The following is a 15872-nucleotide window of genomic DNA, read 5'->3' as shown; positions in this document are numbered from 1 at the left end:
CAAAATCTACAATTGCTATGAGTGATACTTTAAACAGACGGCGACTACTAAAATTATTAGGTATGACGGCTTTAGGAACTTCGGTTTCTAACTGTGTAACCTCCCCAGCCGCAGCCAAAACAACGAATTGGGGATATATCGGCAAACAAGGGCCAGAATATTGGGGTAAACTTTCACCAGATTTTGAACTTTGTTATACAGGTAAAAGACAAACACCGATTGATTTACAAGTTAGTAATGTAAAAAGTCTCGATCAAAATAATCAAGATTTATTGGTAGTTAAATATCAGCCAACGCCTTTAAATTTAATTAATAATGGCAAAACGATTCAAATTAATTATCAACCAGGAAGTTTGATTGAGAGCGATCGCCAAGTTTACCAGCTGCTGCAATTCCATTTCCACCACCCCAGCGAACACCACATCAACGGGAAAGAATATGATATGGAACTGCATTTTGTTCACCGCAGTCAAGCAGGTAATTTAGCAGTAGTTGGTGTATTGTTAAAATCTGGAGAGTTTAACCCTAATCTGCAAACTATTTGGGATGCTATACCGCAAACATCAGGAGAAGCACACCAAGTCAAAGATACAATTATCAATGCGTCTTCGCTCTTACCCGCCGAACGCAGATTTTTAACTTATTCTGGTTCTCTTACCACTCCACCTTGCTCGGAAAATGTGACATGGTACATCATGGAAAATCCCATTGAAGTATCTCAGGAACAGATAGCTAAATTTACTGAGCTATTTCCTGATAATGCACGCCCAATTCAAGCTTTAAACCAACGGGTGGTGTTTGAAAGCGCCAATACCGATAAAACTTGAGCTAGTGCTGATTTGTTAGATCGGGAGTTACCGAAATAGCTTTTGCGATCGCATTTTCTATAACAGGAGTTACCGAAATAGCTTTTGCGATCGCTCAGAAAAACTTTGCTGTTAATTGTTGAATTAGCGGCTTATTGCTTTGCACCCATTTCTAAGACAACACTACGCATAAAATCAATGCGCTGTTCCAAATCTAGGTTTTCCACGCCTTCGACAAAATCATTTGTTTCTTCAGGTAATTCATAATCAGAAGGTACAATAATAATCTGATCACTTTCCATACCTTGTGCTAGGCGTAACCACAATTCTAATTTGCCACTAGAATGTAAAGCGGTGTAAGCACGACTAATATCACTGTTTGTATGTCCTGCGATATCACGTTGTGCTTGTAACTGCTGTTCTTTTGGCAAAGCCAGGATTTGATCGTAAACAGCATTAGCTGTATCTACTTCAGCATTGTCGTTTCCTGACGGAAGCAATTCATCTTTGATATCAAGATAGCCAAACCACAGTAAAGCTAATTGTGTATCAACATCAAACTGGCGAAATTGTTCTACAGCTTGTTTGGTGCTTTCGTCGGTTGCGTAAGTCATAAAATATCTCCGATCGCTTGAATTAAACTAAGTAATGAAAATTACTCAGGACAGTTAGCTGTCACTCACTCTCAAAATCCTATAAATCAAGCGTTGTGGTTTAACCCTACTGGAGACATAAATGAGTTTTGCCGCTTTTGACAGATGTAAATCATACATTAAAAGCTAATAAATCATGGTTTACACTCAAATAGATGAGCTTGCCTGAAATTACACAAAAATGAATATTTATTTAATTACTTGAAACTCACCATCTTTAGGTGAAACTAAAAAAACCAAATCTTTAATGTTTTGTTCATTAACTAGGCGATCGCGGTTTTTATCAAACCGTACTTTGGTTTTAGCACCTTCCACTACAAAATTAGGTTTACTTAATTCATCATCTAAATTCAAAAGCTACTGGGTCTAGTCTTCACTCAATGCAACATCCAACTACACATAAGCTGCTGGTTATTACATCAACGCAAAAACTAGACCCAGTATAAAATTTAGACACCTAGATTTTTAATCTTAGCGTCTGTTACCACCACGGTAAGGCACTGCGGCAAGATAATCGATATCAAAAGACGAGAGTCTTTGTCCGTAGTTACCACTTGGATTGATGGCGGCTGCCAAATCGGCAAACTTGCGTGGGTCGCCTTCTGCAAGCCGTTTTTCTTTGGATTTGCGGCTGTAGAATTTGTCCAAAGTAAAGCGCCAGTCGGTTTGAACTGTACCTGCTTTTTCTTGGAAGTCTTCGCCGTAGCGAGGTGTAACCAAGTTGTGTGGACGGTCTACCAAGCGTTTGCGTTGGTATGGTACGGTATTTTCGCCAAAGCTTTGGTTATATTCTTCGCTGTCTAATAACGCATCAACAAAACCGCTAAAACCTTTGGTACCAATCACAATTGACCAAGCAATTTCTTCTTCTTTGTTGTAAGAAGAACGACCTAATAAGCGTTTGAGGGTAATGTCAACTAAACGGTAGTTATTGTTGACTGAAACAACCAAACGATAGAACGCTTCAGACTTGGCTAAACCACGGATAAAGTCACGTACAGAGATTGCGTTAGTTTTGAGTTGAGATTCCAAAGTGACTTGGCGGTTAAACTTCAGAATTTCATGTTCGCTGAAAACTTGGCGGTAGGCTGCCCAAATGATGCTTTGAATATCAGTATAAGAACTGACATCTTCTATACGATAGATATAGGGTGTATTTTCATTTTGGTCAGCAACACCAAAGCTTTTCACACGGTGGTTTTGGCTGCTAGGTTTGTATTCAAGTAATGGCAGAGCCATGCTGCTTTTTTCCTCTTATTAAAAGACTACACAGAGATTTAGTTGGTGAAAAATGAGGAGGTTTGATTACTCAAAATCCTCACTCATGCTTTATCTATTGTCCCGCATTAGGTTAGAAGCCAGTATTAATTCCTAACCAATTTAGTACCAACAAGAGAGTTATTCCTGCGGACATTACTAGTAATACGGCCAATAGTGCAGTTCCATCAAGTTTTCGTCCAGTTTGATATATAGTGGCTGCACGTTCTCGATAGTCAGCACCATAGCGGGGAGTAAAGCTGAATGGTCGGTCTACGTTCATACGCTTGCGCTGATAGGGTACAGTGTAGTCACCAAAGGCTTGAGTGTATTCTTCACTGTCAATCAGAGCATCGACAAATCCATTCCAACCGCGAGTAGCGATGTGAATAGACCAGGCTATTTCTTCTTCCCGATTGTAAGGAGCGCGACCTAACAAACGTTTCAGGCACATTTCTACCAGCCGATAGTTATTATTGGGTGTGACAACCAGCTGATAAAATCGCTCTGATTTGGCCAAACCTCGGATAAAGTCTCTAACCGTGATTGACCGATTTTTAAGTTGGGTTTCTAGGGCTATTTGGCGGTTAAATTTGAGAATTTCCTGCTCGTTGAAGACTTGGCGATAAGCTGCCCAAATTAGTCTTTCAATTTCGCTAGGAGAGTTGGCTGTTTCTATACGGTAGATATAAGGTGTATCTTCGTTAATATCTGCCGTACCAAAACTACTAACTCTTTGATTTTGAGTTGTGGGTTTGTATTCGAGTAAAGGTAATGCCATACTAAATACCGCCTTGAGAATAAGGTTGGCATCTTATACCCAGTCCGTCTTATACCATTTTGGATTTTAGATTTTAGATCTATGATTTTTTCCTATTGGTATGAGTTACTCTTAATTGGTGATTGAGTAACTCGACGGAAAAACATTTAGAAGGTTGTGAGTTGGCTATTGCAAACAATAATCCTTCTTATACCTTTATCAAACCACTGAAAAAAAGCCCTTACCGCACGGGGAAATTAGCGCTGGAACTGATAGACACCGGAATACCTTGGGGTGTGGTATCTCTGGTGGTGTCGGGAATTTTAATGTTGGCTAGGTTAACCGGTGTATAGGTGACGGTTCTAATATTGATGGAATTAGCCAAAGCCAAGAAGTTTTTGATGTCGCCTTCTATATAGCGAGCATCTTCTAGTTTGTCGCGCCAATAGTTACCGTAGCGAGGGGTCACTAAGTTGAAAGGTCTATCTTTATAGCGGCGGCGTTGGAAAGGAACTATGTTTTCGCCAAAGTTGGTGAGATATTCTTCAGAATCGATTAAAGCGTCAACAAAACCATCCCAACCAGCTGTTGCTATTTTGATTGACCAAGCAATCTCTTCGTCTTTATTATAAGGCGCACGACCTAAAAACCGTTTGAGGGCAATTTCAACTAAACGGTAGTTAGAGTTTGTCTGGATAACTAAAGTCCGAAAAGCTTCAGATTTAGCTAAACCCCGAATAAAGTCACGCACAGTAATGGCGCGGTTTTTTACCTGAGATTCTAAGTTGCCTTGGCGGAAGAATTTGAGGATTTCGTGTTCGCTAAAGATTTGACGATAGGCTGCCCAAATTAATTCTTGAACATCACCATCATCGGCACAGTTTTCTATGCGGTAGGGTCGGGGGGTATTTTCGTTAGGGATTTCGTAACCAGGTACGCGCTGGTTTTGCGAACTGGGTTTGTATTCTAGTAGAGGTATTGCCATAGTTTTAGGGTTTTGTCATTGGTCATGGAAAAAGTGTGAAGTCTGAAGTCTGAGTCTGAAATTTAATATTTCTCTTCTGTCTTTTGACTTTTAACTTTTGACTTTTACCTTCTGCTTTCTAGGTTGTCTTAGTACTAGGAAGATAACGGTAAGGTAGGGCAACGGCTGTGGGTTTGACTGTTGGTTGGGGAGTCCCACCTTCACGGCTGGTGTCGGGAATCTTCATGTCTCTGATTTGGGAGACAACGGAAGCGGTGATGCGTTGATAATTGCGTTCGTTGGTAATTATGTTTCCAGCCATTGCCATGAAGTTGCTGGGAATGACGCGACGGATTTCTTCTTTGGAGGCATAACCTGTGGTACGCGCACTGTAGAAGGAACGTCCACCAAGGAAGTTGAGGGTCTGGCGATCGCGCCAGTAATTGTTGTAGCGTGGGTTAACTAAGTTAAAGGGTCTGTCTTTGAAGCGACGGCGTTGGTAAGGTACGATGTCGTCACCAAAGTTTTGTTGATACTCGTCGCTGTCTAGCAATGCGTCAATAAACCCATGTAGACCCTTGGTAGCAATGACAATTGACCAGGCAATTTCCTCATCTTTATTATAGGCAGCACGTCCTAAGAAGCGCTTTAAGATGATGTCAACTAACCGGTAGTTGGAGTTGATGTCTGCTACCTGTGTGCGAAAAACTTCTGATTTACCCAATCCTCGGATAAAGTCTCGGACGTTAATTGCCCGATTCCGCAGTTGTGATTCTAAGAAGGATTGGCGATTGCTTTTGATAATTAAATGTTCGCTGAAGATTTGCCGATAAGCTGCCCAGATGATGGCATCAATATCTTTGTCATCAATAGCAGCAGATAAGCGATAAGCAGTTGGGGTATCTTCGTTGGGTACTTCGTAACCTTCTACCCGCTGGTTTTGGGAACTTGGTGAATATTCAAGTAGTGGTATTGACATATTTACTTTTACCTTGTTTTATGGTATTTAAACAAGCTTATTAACGATAAGCTAGTTGCACGCGAGCGCGGACTGCTTTTTCGGTATCGGTTGTTAGCATTTGGTTGAGTCTGGCAAAAATAGGCTGTTGCAAATCGCTATTTTGTGCCAAGGCTTGTAAACCAACAACAGCGGCATACCGAATTGACCATTCAGAGTCTTGAGAAATAAATACAAGTGTTTCTAAGGCTCTTTTGGGTGCTGTATGGCTGGCGGGAAAATCAAGCTTATGCCAGTGCAAGTTTCCTAGTCCTTTGGCAGCAGCACGGCGCACACTAGGAGCAAAGTCTGTAGCAGCAGCACTGATTAATAAATCTAAAGCACGAGGGTCAGCGATCGCAGCTAAAGTGCGAATCGAATAAGCCCGCGCGCCATAGTTATAGTCATCAATTTGAGATATTAGCTGTGGTACTGCGACTTCTCCCATTTCTGTGAGGGCAGTTGCAGCTACCCCTGCGGCGACTGGGTTGTTATAACCAAACACAGCAATTAGGGTAGGAATTGCAGCTATATCTTTTGTTGCTGCCAGGTTTTGCACTGCTGCCACCATTTTTGCTGGTGTGTCTGCTTCAGCTACGGCACGAATTAGTTCATCAGTCATTTGTCATCAGTCATTTGTCATTAGTCACTTGTCATCAGTTTTTGGGCAAGGACAAAAGACAAATGACAAGTGACTATAAAAGTGTATCCATCAAGTTCATTACCCGAATTGCGTCATCAGAGATAACAAGATGCTCTAATTCATCTGTCATTTGATGCTCTAACAATCCTTTAAGGGCAATAAGTTTGAAGCTATTTTCGACCTGAGCTTGAGCGATCGCTTCTGCTGCTGCCAAATACCCAATTGCACCCAAATCCCCTAAGACAACACGGCGCAATTTCAGATCACCTGCTGCCAACATCTGCACTAACCTTTCTCCGTAGATGGGGTTTTGTGTGAGTTGGTACATGGCTCTGGCGGCGGCGCATTGTACTCGTGGTACTGGATGCTCTAGGAAAGGCTGAATGAGTGGAATTGCCTCAGTAGCGCGAATGGCTCCTAAGGCTTCGATAACTGCTTCGTAGGGCTGGGTTAGGTGGGGGAGTCCCGCTACTTGCACGGCCTCGGCAACACCACCATCTAACATTTTGATCAGTGCTGATGCAGAAGTGCGATCGCGCAGCATTGCTAAGGATTGGGCGGCGGCTTCACGCACATAGAAGTCAGAACATTCTAGGCATTGAATTAAGCTGGGTACTGCTCTGGCATCGCCTAACTTACCTAATGCTCTAGCTGCATTCCGGCGTAGTGGATAACCTCCGAGTTCTGTCCTATCGGCTTCATCGTTTAATGCTGCAATCAAGGCATCGACAGCATCGGCTCTGTTAACCCGGAACTTGCCTAGCCACCAAGCTGCATAATAGCGGAGACTTAAATCTGGTGATTGCAGGTTAGCAATTGCTAGCTCTGGTGTGAGCTGTGGCGTGTTCTCTGCGGGAAATTCTTCCCCACTGGGTTCTATCATTACCAGGAGATTATTCCTCTTCAGCTGTTAATGGCTCAATCTTGATGATTTTGCCGCCCAGACGGGTAATTCTTTGGTATTCTTCGTTCATCCGGCTGTATGGCACTGTAATAAATACACTACCGCTATTGCGGATATTGTATTTATTTCTGTCGGTTTCGGAGTTTTGCCGCAAGCCTACAACTTCGTAACGAAATACCCGGCTAGCAGATGAAGAAACGCTACTAGCACCCAATGTGGTTTGACCGAACATTACTTCTATATCTCCTGTTTGGTTGTAAACTCTCTATTGCAGCAATCTAAGCTGGTGTAACGCTGGCTATTTTGCCGCCTTGCTTATGAATTTGCTGAATTTTTTCAGAAAGCCGTTCGTAAGGTACGATAAAAGCCGTGCTGCTTCTTCTGATGCTGGGGTAGCCGGGACTGCGAAGTCCTGTAACTTCAATGCGGTAAACACGATCTGCTTGTCCGACCGCGTTGCCTAAATTCCGCTTGGGAGCTAGATCTGCGGTGGCTCGGAAACTCCAGTTGTTATTACTGCCGGATGGGCCAACTATTGAGGAAGCTAGATTGCTGGCTAATTCCCGCGCTAGGCGTGATTTTTTCCCTTCTACTTGGGCGTTATCGCTATTGGCATAGCCTCGGTATAACCGGAATATCCGGTTAAAGCCTACTGTTTTTTGCCCAGGCTGAGTTTCAAAACCACGATAGTAAGGTACGATGCTGTCGCCGAAGTTGTTTTGATACTCTACAGAATCAATGTAAGAGTCAATTTCAGCGTCGTAACCTTTGTTTTGGTACAAGTCGAGGTGATAAACAACTTCTGACTCATCGTAAGGAGCGCGACCCAACAAATGTTTGTAGTTGAGTTCGATCAACCGAGTTTGGAAGCTGTTATAGAAAAACTTGGTTTTGTAGAGTTCTGATTTGGCAACGCTACGCACGAACTCCCGCACTGTCAGGTTTCCATCCCGCAGGAGTGATTCTGCGCTTACGAGGCGTTCTGATGCCATGATGTAATCATTACCCAAGACTTGCCGATATACGGCACGAATCACAGCTTCGACTTCTTCTTTGCTGGCGTTGGGGCGCAGTTCAACTCTACGTGCTTCGCTGTATGGCTCTGTCCCTAGCCTAGATGCTGCTGTTGTAATTGCCATTTTCTATCCCCCTATTGATGTTCGGCTGTTTAGAGCCGACTGCTTGCTGAAATAAAGCCTTTTATTTATTCCCACATAAAAACTATGCCCGGGGCTAGATCCAACTGCTAGGTGATTCCATCCAGCACTTGCATCCCTCCCCGGGCAAAAAACTATCTAGCTGAGAGCGTTGATAGCGTAGTCGATGTAGGTGTTAGCTTCGTTAGCAGCTTGACCAGACAAACCATGATTAGCTTTGATGTGCTTCAGAGCTTCTACGTACCAGCTAGGAGACAAATCAAAGGAGCTGTTGATTTCAGCCAAACCAGCAATTAAGTATTCATCCAATGGGCCAGTACCACCAGCAACTAAGCTATAGGTGATGATCCGTAGGTAGTGACCAACGTCACGAGCGCACTTGGATTTACCACGGCTGTCAGCAGCAAAGTTAGGGCCGGGTGTTTGGGTGGTGTAAGGGAATTTTTGGTAAACAGCTTGGGTTGCACCATCGATCAAGCGTTGAGCATTGGAGGTCAAACCACGAGCAGCTTCTAAACTAGCAGCAGCACGTACATAACGACCGTTAACAGCTTGCAATTCGGTGTTGCCTAAGAAACGTCCTTGGGTGTCAGCAGCTGCAATAGCTTCGGTAATTGGTGTTTTAACCATCTTTTCAAATCTCCTTGGTATTTTTTAGTCTTTTTACCTAGTTGCCTAATACTTGTGTATTAGACTTTGGGACTGCTATTAACCAACAGCAGCAGCAGCACGATCAAAGTAGCTTGCTACTTCGGAGATCAATGCACTGCAATCACCTTTGGTGATACCGTTAGGATCGTTAGCGATCGCAACAGCCGCGTCTTTCATCTTCTGAACGCCAACAGCTACAGAAGAACCAGGTGTACCTAGAGCGTTGTAGGTTTCACGCAAACCGTTTAAGCAGCGATCATCCAGGACACTTGCATCACCAGCTAAAATAGCGTAGGTTACATAGCGCAAAATGATTTCCATGTCGCGCAAGCAAGCAGCCATGCGACGGTTGGTGTAAGCGTTACCACCAGGAGCGATCAATTGGGGTTGCTCTTCAAACAAAGCACGAGCCGCGTTGGTAACGATAGCAGAAGCGTTGCTTGTAATGCGGTTAACAACATCTAAGCGCTTGCTGCCTTCTTTAACAACGTTAGATAGAGCATCCAATTGTTCGTTGCTTAAGAACTCGCCTCTAGCATCAGCTTGAGAAGTTACCTTGGTGAATACATCTAATGTCATGGACTCTAATCTCCTAATTCCTTAGTTGAGAGATGTCTCGATTAAAACTGGTAATGTTTTATCAATTTTGGTCGGGATGGAACATAACAGACCAAAGTACCTATTTGTATTTTTGCCGCTCTCAGATTCGCCTGCTACATCATGAAAAAAATTATGAGAACCAGGGTTGGTTTTATGAGAAACGAGCAAACTTTACGAATTGATTGCCTTGTTTATGTTCTGTCTGTTATTTACCCCTCCAGCTTATGTTTATACAACGCTATAGATCCTTTATTTGTTACAAATTATGAATAAATAAGTTGCAGTCATAAGAACCCCCTCAAATCCTTTACATACAAGGGCTGTAACTGAGAAAAGTCCAAATTTTTTGTTACACAACTTTATATTTGACAAGTTTTTCTGTAAATATGTCCCGTTTAATATTTTCTTAATTTTCCTACAACCCTTACCAAGCAAGATATTGCAGTTTTACACCAGTTTTCGCATCCGGATGGTTATTGTGAAGAAACATAAAATAAATATTTCGCAACATTTTTGTGAGTGCTTGGTTTAGGGTCAAGGGACGATTGTCATGCGTCATTTGTCGTTTGTCATTTGTCCGCTTTTCCTGACTCCAAGGCCAAGGCGATGCGCGATCGCACTACGTTATCGGCTTCTTGGGCGATCGCAGTTTGTAAAGCAACTTGGGCTTCGGGGGTGAGGATTGCTTGTAGAGACACCACCGCAGCATAACGCAGTCCCCAATCTTCCGGGTTAAGCAAAGCCCAAATTAGCTTTTCTTGAACAAGACCAATAACTTCTGCATCGGGAGAATTAAGCGCAATTTTCCCTAATCCTCTTACAGCAATTCGGCGCACATTCCCTTGGCAATGATTAGCGACTGCTGTACCCACAACTTCCGCTAACAAATTCAAAGCATCAGAGGAACCAATTTGAGCTAAGGCTTGAATAATATGAGCTTGTAAACCTTGATCACCAGAAGCTTTGTATGCGTCAATTAAAGGCTTTATTGTAGAATTTCCTAGCTTAACTAACGCATCTACAGTCACAGTTCTCACAGTTGGATGATGATGACTCAAACTTGCAATTAAAGCGTTAATCACGGTTAGATTTTGTGTGTTACTAGAACCTATAGTGGTGATTATTGCTATTAGTGTTTCTGGTGTCGAGGCATGATTTATTTGGGCAATTAATTCTTCAATATTGCTAGTTATATTCATGGTTTTGCTCACTGATAAAAAATTGTATGGCAAAAAGACTGGTTATGAGAAGTTAAAAGGTAATACCAATTGAGAGCATTCCAGTTCAAACACATCCGGCCTATAACTAACGTTCCAGGCTCATAGCCAAAGTCCATAAAGGGTGGACTGGAAGACATTTTTGCTTGAGTCATTTTGAGATGACTTGCACTATCTCGCCTCGGAATGAATTCCGAGGCGAGATAGATGTACTACACGAATATTTGTGTGTACACTGTAGCCCTTTTTAAGGGGTGAGCAAATTCTATGCAGCTTCATAAAAAATTGGTATAAAAGGCAAAAGTAAAAATGACAAAAAATCAGCTTTTGCCTTTTTACTTTTGATTTTTTATTTTTGAATTTTAAAGTTGGATTAATAAATCATCTATCGCTTGAAAAATTAACAAAGCGGTGTCTGGTTCATAATTATTACTTTCCAAAAGAGTCTCTAAAATGCGCTTTAAATTTAACAGCTTCAAACTATTAGGAACCTGCGCCTTCAAGATTGCCTGTATAGCTTGTTGATGTCCAACTGCACCTAAGTCAAAAACCGCTGCCCAACGTAAATACATATTGTCATGATTGAGGTTTTTAACGATACGTTCGATGTATTGGGGTTCCTGAGTTAAAAGATACATATATCGAGCCGCAGCACATTGCACTCGCTCAGAAGGATGTTTGAGAAACCGTTCAATTTGCGGCTGTGCTGACCAAACTTGGAGCGTTGCTAATGCTTCAATCAAAGCTTCATAGGGTTGTTCTTGATTGGTTTGCAAAAGATTGAGTAAAGGAGTTACGGCTTTTTTGTCACCAATAACGGCTAAAGCAGCGATCGCCGCTTCTCGCAGACGCAAATCCTCGTCGCATTCTAACGCTGTCACTAACGCTGTTACAGCTTGGGGATTTTTCAATTGTCCTAAAGCGCGTGCAGCTTGACGACGCAACGGATAACCCCCCGATGGGATGCGATAGCGTTCATCAAATAAAGCATCACATAACGCCATACAGCTTGCTTGCACTTGATGTTTACCTAACCACCAAGCCGCATAATAGCGAATTTGATTATCATCACTAGATAATGCGGCGATCGCTGTTTCTGGTGAAAGAATTGGTTCGGCTGTGTTAGTGGTCATGATGAAATAAGGGTATAAGGGGTTAAGGGTGTAGGGGTATAGAGATTTTTTACACCCTACACCCCTACACCCCCACACCCAGTTTCAAGGATTGTCCGCTGAAGCTACTTAGAACTTTTTACACTTGCGAAATGCTGACTATTTTACCACCACGCTTGTGAATTTCTTGGTATATAGCTGAGAGACGTTCATAAGGTACAGTGTAAGTCTGACGGCTGCGGCGGACTGCGGATTGAGAACCGATTTTACCAGCGATCGCTTCAACAACGAACATTCGGCTATCTCCTTTGGCAGCCGAACTAATTAAAGCCGGTGCTTCTGAGACAAAACCTGTACCTGCGGAAGTTGGTGGCAAAATTCCATTAGCCAAATTTAAGGAGATTTTCGTCCGCAGACGAGAATTTCTCCGTCCCATTTGGGCATTATCACTGTTACCACAACCGCGATAAAGTTCCAATATGCGGTTAAAACCTACCGTTTTCATTCCGGGAATTGACTGAAATCCACGATGATAAGGAACGATAGAATTCCCAAAATCATTGTCATACTCTGGGCTATAAATGTAAGACTGAATATCTGCATCGTAGCCACGAGCAGCATATAAATCTACATGGAAAGCAATCTCTGATTGATCATAGGGTGCGCGTCCCAGCAAGTGCTTATAATTTAATTCAATAAACCGCACTTGGGAGTTTTGATAAAAAAAGCATTCTTTGTAAAATTCAGATTTTGCTAAAGTCTCGACAAATTGCCGGACACTAATTTTGCCATTACGTAATAAAGCTTCGGCACTAGTAAATTTTTGGCTGGCATATAATCCTTGACGACCAAAAATTTGTTGATAAGCAGCACGAAATACTTTTTGTAATTCGTCTTCGCTCCAATTTTGGCGTAACTCAACTTTAACGCCAATTTCATCTCTAATTCCTAGCCGTTCTGCGACTGAACTACTCATTTTAACAATCGCTCCTGTTTAAATTTTTGTTCGCAATAAATTTGGGTCTTCGGTAGTAGAAAAATGCCGCAACTAAAGTAGAAAATTATTCTACTTATTGAGCAGTTATCTATTTCCAAAGACCCATAAGTTTGTATTAGCTTAATGCGTTGATTGCATAGTTGAGATAGATGTTAGCTTCACCAGCTACATCACCATTTAAACCATGATTGTCACGCACAAATTCAAGAGCAGCTACATACCAACTAGGAGATAAACCCAAGGCACTATTGAGTTCACTCAAACCAGCAACTACATATTCATCTAAAGGGCCAGTACCGCCAACTACACAACAATAACTAATGGTGCGGAGATAGTGGTCAATATCGCGTACACACTTAGATTTACCTTCGGGTGTAGAGGCATATTGAGGGCCACTCATTTGAGTTGTGTAGGGGAATTTTTGATAAACATGATTTGCTGCTGCTTCTGACCATTTTTTGCCATTATTGCTAAATGCTTTGGCAGCATCTAAACCTGCACGAGCGCGGTTGAAACGACCAAATACTGCTTGCATTTCGGTATTGCTGAGATAAGAACCGCGCACATCAGCAGCAGATATCGCTTCAGTTAAAGGCGTTTTCATAATTCTCCTAATCTCCTCGATTTTCGACTAATTACTAACAACCAGTTGGCGAAAAATTTGCCCAAAAAGTTTATTAAACAACAGCACTAGCGGCGCGATCAAAATAGTTGGCTAATTCAGAGATTAGTTGGCTACAATCACCTTTGCTAATACCATTGGGGTTATTAGCGATTTCAATCGCTGCATCTTTCATTTTTTGAATGCCTGAAGCTACAGCATCACCAGGAGTACCTAGAGCATTGTAGGTTTCGCGGAGACCATTCAAGCAACGATCATCCATGATGCTGGCATCACCCGCTAGTACAGAATAAGTGACATAACGTAGAATAAATCCTAAGTCACGAATACAAGCAGCTTGATTACGATTGTGGAAACAAGCACCACCAGCATTAAAAATTTGCGGACGTTCCGCAACTAAAGCACGATAAGCATTAGCCACAATTGAAGAAGCATTACCTGTTAGTCTATTAACAATATCTAACCGCTTATTGCTATCAGAAACTACTGCTGATAATGCGTTGATTTCTTCACCAGTAAGATATGAACCTTTTTTATCGGCTTGTTCAACTACTTTGGAAAAAGCGTCGAGCATTTTCTATTCCTCCTAAAGGTCATTCATTGCAGATATTATATGAAGGCTATAGCAATTAATCTATTGAAAAAAACTTATTGCATAACAGAATAGCTATTTCAAATCCTAATTTGAAATAACAATATTTTGCGGCAATCAACTATTCCCAAAGACAGCTAATTTTGCTGGTTTTTCTAATTGCTTTTAAAACCTTGTTTGTATTTTATATATTGGTTGAGTGACTTTATTTTTAAGTTTTGTAAAATAGTGTTACTCCATACAGCTTTTTAGCTAAAGTGTTGCTCTACAAAGCTTCTGCTGATATTCGGTCTAGATTTACTTTACAATTAGACACTTTTGAGTATATTACTTCATACAGTTTCTCAGCTTTTTTGAGCTAAGTAAAAAATACCACTTATATAACAGGGTTTTCTCACAGTATGACTTGTGAATATGTCATAATACAGCAGGAATCAAGCTACTGCTCAAGACCAACTAAAAGCTGAAAATTCAAGCCTTTTAACTTTTAAGTTTTTATTTTTCTCTTTCGTCGAGCATTAGTAGCTTGTTCAAAATTTTTAGATAAAATCTGTAACTTATATCACAATATTTTATTTTTATGGGCTAAATAAGACAATTTTGATTTTAAGTAGCAGATATATTCTTAATTTACTTATAACTTTTTATTTATAAGCATTTCATCCAGTATTGCTATTACTTACTGCGATTTTTGGCAAAAATCAATGTGTAAGCTTTTGTAAAGGTAAATGAAGGGAAATCGAAAAATTCTTTAGATTCTCTTTTTAAGAAGAGATTGCTCCTCTGCGGCGGAGAACTTCTAACAAAGTTGTAAATGTTTGCGGTGGTGGTGCTGTCACCTCAATCCACTCTTCAGAAATAGGGTGCTGCAATTTTAGCCGCCAAGCGTGTAATGCTTGTCCGGGAAGATTCACACCGACAGAACGACCAAGACTATAAATAGGGTCGCCAACAATGGGATGTCCGATTTTGGCACTGTGAACCCGAATTTGATGAGTACGCCCTGTTTCTAATTGAAAATGGATTAATGTGTAGTTACCTAAGCGCTCTAATATGTGCCAATGTGTAACAGATGCGCGTCCACTTTGTTCTACAGGGACAACAGCCATTTTTTTGCGGTCTTGGGGATGGCGACCAATGGGTAAATCTATCGTCCCACTTTGAGTTTTAGGCGCACCGTAAACTACGCCTAAATATTCTCGCTGTGCGGTTTTGGCTTGGAGTTGTGCTTGTAAATGTTGATAGGCGATGTCAGTTTTGACAATAGCGATCGCACCTGTTGTATCTTTATCTAATCGATGCACAATTCCCGGACGCTGAACTCCGCCAATACCGGGAAGATTTGGACAGTGCGCCAACAAAGCATTTACTAGTGTGCCATCAGGATGTCCCGGTGCAGGATGAACAACTAAGCCGGCTGGTTTGTTGAGAATGATTAACTGGTCATCTTCGTAAAGAATATCTAGAGGAATATCTTCCGCTAGTATCTCTAGGGGCTGCGCTTCTGGTATTTGTAGAGTGATGCGATCGCCTACTTTCACATTCACCTTTTTAGATGTGCAGACTTGAGCGTTAACTTGGACGTTACCTTTTTCAATGAACTGCTGAAGGCGAGAACGAGAAATGTCGGGTAATTCTTCCGCAAGATAACGGTCTAAACGTTCACTATTTTCTTCGACTTGTAAATTAATTTCGGTTTGCATCAGGAATTAGGGAGTGGGGAATAGAGAGATTGAAGTATAAACAGTAAAAAACAAAGACTGTTAACTTTTGGTATTACAACTTACTAGGATGAAATTTCATCCTTCACACACTGCGTGGGTGGGAACCCCAAGGGTAAATTGATATCTTGCATCATTCTCAATAACCGTAGAGTGGGCAATGTCCACAACGTAAAAATAAGATTTGAGGAACTTTTCCGTATTGCCCACCTAAATTTA

19 protein-coding genes are annotated in these 15872 nt (G+C 41.6%); 1 reads left to right on the top strand and 18 read right to left on the bottom strand.

Annotated features, from left to right (window positions below; translation table 11 throughout):
• The first annotated feature begins 17 nt into the window (after window positions 1-17).
• Window positions 18-827: a carbonic anhydrase gene (locus tag IQ244_RS23910; RefSeq protein WP_193898608.1), complete on the top strand. Its 810-nt coding sequence runs from the start codon at window positions 18-20 to the stop codon at window positions 825-827.
• 131 nt (window positions 828-958) lie between these two features.
• On the opposite strand, the gene IQ244_RS23905 is transcribed toward IQ244_RS23910, so the two are convergent.
• The 18 genes from IQ244_RS23905 to IQ244_RS23820 all read right to left on the bottom strand — a co-directional run bounded on the left by IQ244_RS23905 (window position 959) and on the right by IQ244_RS23820 (window position 15635).
• The gene (locus IQ244_RS23905) at window positions 959-1420 is read right to left on the bottom strand and encodes an orange carotenoid protein N-terminal domain-containing protein (RefSeq protein WP_193898606.1); all 462 of its coding nucleotides are present in this window, start codon (window positions 1418-1420) and stop codon (window positions 959-961) included.
• 228 nt (window positions 1421-1648) lie between these two features.
• Entirely contained in the window at window positions 1649-1813 is a 165-nt protein-coding gene (locus IQ244_RS23900) for a hypothetical protein (RefSeq protein ID WP_193898604.1), read from the bottom strand.
• Window positions 1814-1930: 117 nt separating this feature from the next.
• Window positions 1931-2698: a phycobilisome rod-core linker polypeptide gene (locus tag IQ244_RS23895; protein ID WP_193898601.1), complete on the bottom strand. Its 768-nt coding sequence runs from the start codon at window positions 2696-2698 to the stop codon at window positions 1931-1933.
• A gap of 112 nt (window positions 2699-2810) precedes the next feature.
• A complete protein-coding gene (locus tag IQ244_RS23890) occupies window positions 2811-3497 on the bottom strand; it encodes a phycobilisome rod-core linker polypeptide (RefSeq protein WP_193898599.1) in 687 nt (228 codons plus the stop codon).
• 220 nt (window positions 3498-3717) lie between these two features.
• Window positions 3718-4461 carry a phycobilisome rod-core linker polypeptide gene (locus tag IQ244_RS23885; RefSeq protein ID WP_193898597.1) on the bottom strand — a complete coding sequence of 248 codons (744 nt, stop codon included), beginning with the start codon at window positions 4459-4461 and terminating at the stop codon, window positions 3718-3720.
• Window positions 4462-4579: 118 nt separating this feature from the next.
• Window positions 4580-5419, bottom strand: coding sequence for a phycobilisome rod-core linker polypeptide (locus IQ244_RS23880; protein ID WP_193898595.1), 840 nt, complete (start codon window positions 5417-5419; stop codon window positions 4580-4582).
• 40 nt (window positions 5420-5459) lie between these two features.
• Window positions 5460-6059, bottom strand: a complete 600-nt coding sequence (locus IQ244_RS23875) for a HEAT repeat domain-containing protein (protein ID WP_193898593.1) — start codon at window positions 6057-6059, stop codon at window positions 5460-5462.
• Window positions 6060-6132: 73 nt separating this feature from the next.
• Window positions 6133-6963 carry a HEAT repeat domain-containing protein gene (locus IQ244_RS23870; protein ID WP_193898591.1) on the bottom strand — a complete coding sequence of 277 codons (831 nt, stop codon included), beginning with the start codon at window positions 6961-6963 and terminating at the stop codon, window positions 6133-6135.
• A 10-nt stretch (window positions 6964-6973) separates the two neighbouring features.
• Entirely contained in the window at window positions 6974-7216 is a 243-nt protein-coding gene (locus IQ244_RS23865; RefSeq protein ID WP_015113941.1) for a phycobilisome linker polypeptide, read from the bottom strand.
• A gap of 46 nt (window positions 7217-7262) precedes the next feature.
• The gene (locus IQ244_RS23860; RefSeq protein WP_193898589.1) at window positions 7263-8123 is read right to left on the bottom strand and encodes a phycobilisome linker polypeptide; all 861 of its coding nucleotides are present in this window, start codon (window positions 8121-8123) and stop codon (window positions 7263-7265) included.
• A 156-nt stretch (window positions 8124-8279) separates the two neighbouring features.
• On the bottom strand, window positions 8280-8771 hold the full coding sequence (gene cpcA, locus IQ244_RS23855) for a phycocyanin subunit alpha (protein ID WP_015113943.1): 492 nt from the start codon (window positions 8769-8771) through the stop codon (window positions 8280-8282).
• 78 nt (window positions 8772-8849) lie between these two features.
• Complete coding sequence (locus IQ244_RS23850) at window positions 8850-9371, bottom strand: phycocyanin subunit beta (RefSeq protein WP_015113944.1); 522 nt, start codon at window positions 9369-9371, stop codon at window positions 8850-8852.
• Window positions 9372-9961: 590 nt separating this feature from the next.
• Window positions 9962-10591, bottom strand: a complete 630-nt coding sequence (locus IQ244_RS23845) for a HEAT repeat domain-containing protein (protein WP_193898587.1) — start codon at window positions 10589-10591, stop codon at window positions 9962-9964.
• 380 nt (window positions 10592-10971) lie between these two features.
• Window positions 10972-11742, bottom strand: coding sequence for a HEAT repeat domain-containing protein (locus IQ244_RS23840; protein ID WP_193898585.1), 771 nt, complete (start codon window positions 11740-11742; stop codon window positions 10972-10974).
• A gap of 118 nt (window positions 11743-11860) precedes the next feature.
• Window positions 11861-12697 (bottom strand): phycobilisome linker polypeptide, encoded by an 837-nt coding sequence (locus IQ244_RS23835; RefSeq protein ID WP_193898582.1) that lies wholly within the window; start codon window positions 12695-12697, stop codon window positions 11861-11863.
• 136 nt (window positions 12698-12833) lie between these two features.
• A complete protein-coding gene (locus IQ244_RS23830; protein WP_015113949.1) occupies window positions 12834-13322 on the bottom strand; it encodes a phycocyanin in 489 nt (162 codons plus the stop codon).
• A gap of 73 nt (window positions 13323-13395) precedes the next feature.
• Window positions 13396-13914, bottom strand: coding sequence for a phycocyanin subunit beta (locus IQ244_RS23825; protein WP_193898580.1), 519 nt, complete (start codon window positions 13912-13914; stop codon window positions 13396-13398).
• A 782-nt stretch (window positions 13915-14696) separates the two neighbouring features.
• Entirely contained in the window at window positions 14697-15635 is a 939-nt protein-coding gene (locus tag IQ244_RS23820) for an RluA family pseudouridine synthase (RefSeq protein ID WP_193898578.1), read from the bottom strand.
• Between the last annotated feature and the right edge of the window lie 237 nt (window positions 15636-15872).

Source organism: Nostoc sp. LEGE 06077, assembly GCF_015207705.1.
Taxonomy (GTDB): domain Bacteria; phylum Cyanobacteriota; class Cyanobacteriia; order Cyanobacteriales; family Nostocaceae; genus Nostoc_B.
Note: the sequence above shows the minus strand (reverse complement) of the source record. Positions and strands in the feature narration are given on the sequence as shown.

Bases quoted from the DNA above. Each gene is read 5' to 3' on its own strand.
- IQ244_RS23875 (WP_193898593.1), bottom strand. From the start codon at position 6,059: ATGACTGATGAACTAATTCGTGCCGTAGCTGAAGCAGACACACCAGCA.
- IQ244_RS23840 (WP_193898585.1), bottom strand. From the start codon at position 11,742: ATGACCACTAACACAGCCGAACCAATTCTTTCACCAGAAACAGCGATC.
- IQ244_RS23890 (WP_193898599.1), bottom strand. From the start codon at position 3,497: ATGGCATTACCTTTACTCGAATACAAACCCACAACTCAAAATCAAAGA.
- IQ244_RS23835 (WP_193898582.1), bottom strand. From the start codon at position 12,697: ATGAGTAGTTCAGTCGCAGAACGGCTAGGAATTAGAGATGAAATTGGC.
- IQ244_RS23865 (WP_015113941.1), bottom strand. From the start codon at position 7,216: ATGTTCGGTCAAACCACATTGGGTGCTAGTAGCGTTTCTTCATCTGCT.
- IQ244_RS23910 (WP_193898608.1), top strand. From the start codon at position 18: ATGAGTGATACTTTAAACAGACGGCGACTACTAAAATTATTAGGTATG.
- IQ244_RS23895 (WP_193898601.1), bottom strand. From the start codon at position 2,698: ATGGCTCTGCCATTACTTGAATACAAACCTAGCAGCCAAAACCACCGT.
- IQ244_RS23905 (WP_193898606.1), bottom strand. From the start codon at position 1,420: ATGACTTACGCAACCGACGAAAGCACCAAACAAGCTGTAGAACAATTT.
- IQ244_RS23870 (WP_193898591.1), bottom strand. From the start codon at position 6,963: ATGATAGAACCCAGTGGGGAAGAATTTCCCGCAGAGAACACGCCACAG.
- IQ244_RS23850 (WP_015113944.1), bottom strand. From the start codon at position 9,371: ATGACATTAGATGTATTCACCAAGGTAACTTCTCAAGCTGATGCTAGA.
- IQ244_RS23845 (WP_193898587.1), bottom strand. From the start codon at position 10,591: ATGAATATAACTAGCAATATTGAAGAATTAATTGCCCAAATAAATCAT.
- cpcA (WP_015113943.1), bottom strand. From the start codon at position 8,771: ATGGTTAAAACACCAATTACCGAAGCTATTGCAGCTGCTGACACCCAA.
- IQ244_RS23860 (WP_193898589.1), bottom strand. From the start codon at position 8,123: ATGGCAATTACAACAGCAGCATCTAGGCTAGGGACAGAGCCATACAGC.
- IQ244_RS23885 (WP_193898597.1), bottom strand. From the start codon at position 4,461: ATGGCAATACCTCTACTAGAATACAAACCCAGTTCGCAAAACCAGCGC.
- IQ244_RS23820 (WP_193898578.1), bottom strand. From the start codon at position 15,635: ATGCAAACCGAAATTAATTTACAAGTCGAAGAAAATAGTGAACGTTTA.
- IQ244_RS23880 (WP_193898595.1), bottom strand. From the start codon at position 5,419: ATGTCAATACCACTACTTGAATATTCACCAAGTTCCCAAAACCAGCGG.
- IQ244_RS23825 (WP_193898580.1), bottom strand. From the start codon at position 13,914: ATGCTCGACGCTTTTTCCAAAGTAGTTGAACAAGCCGATAAAAAAGGT.
- IQ244_RS23830 (WP_015113949.1), bottom strand. From the start codon at position 13,322: ATGAAAACGCCTTTAACTGAAGCGATATCTGCTGCTGATGTGCGCGGT.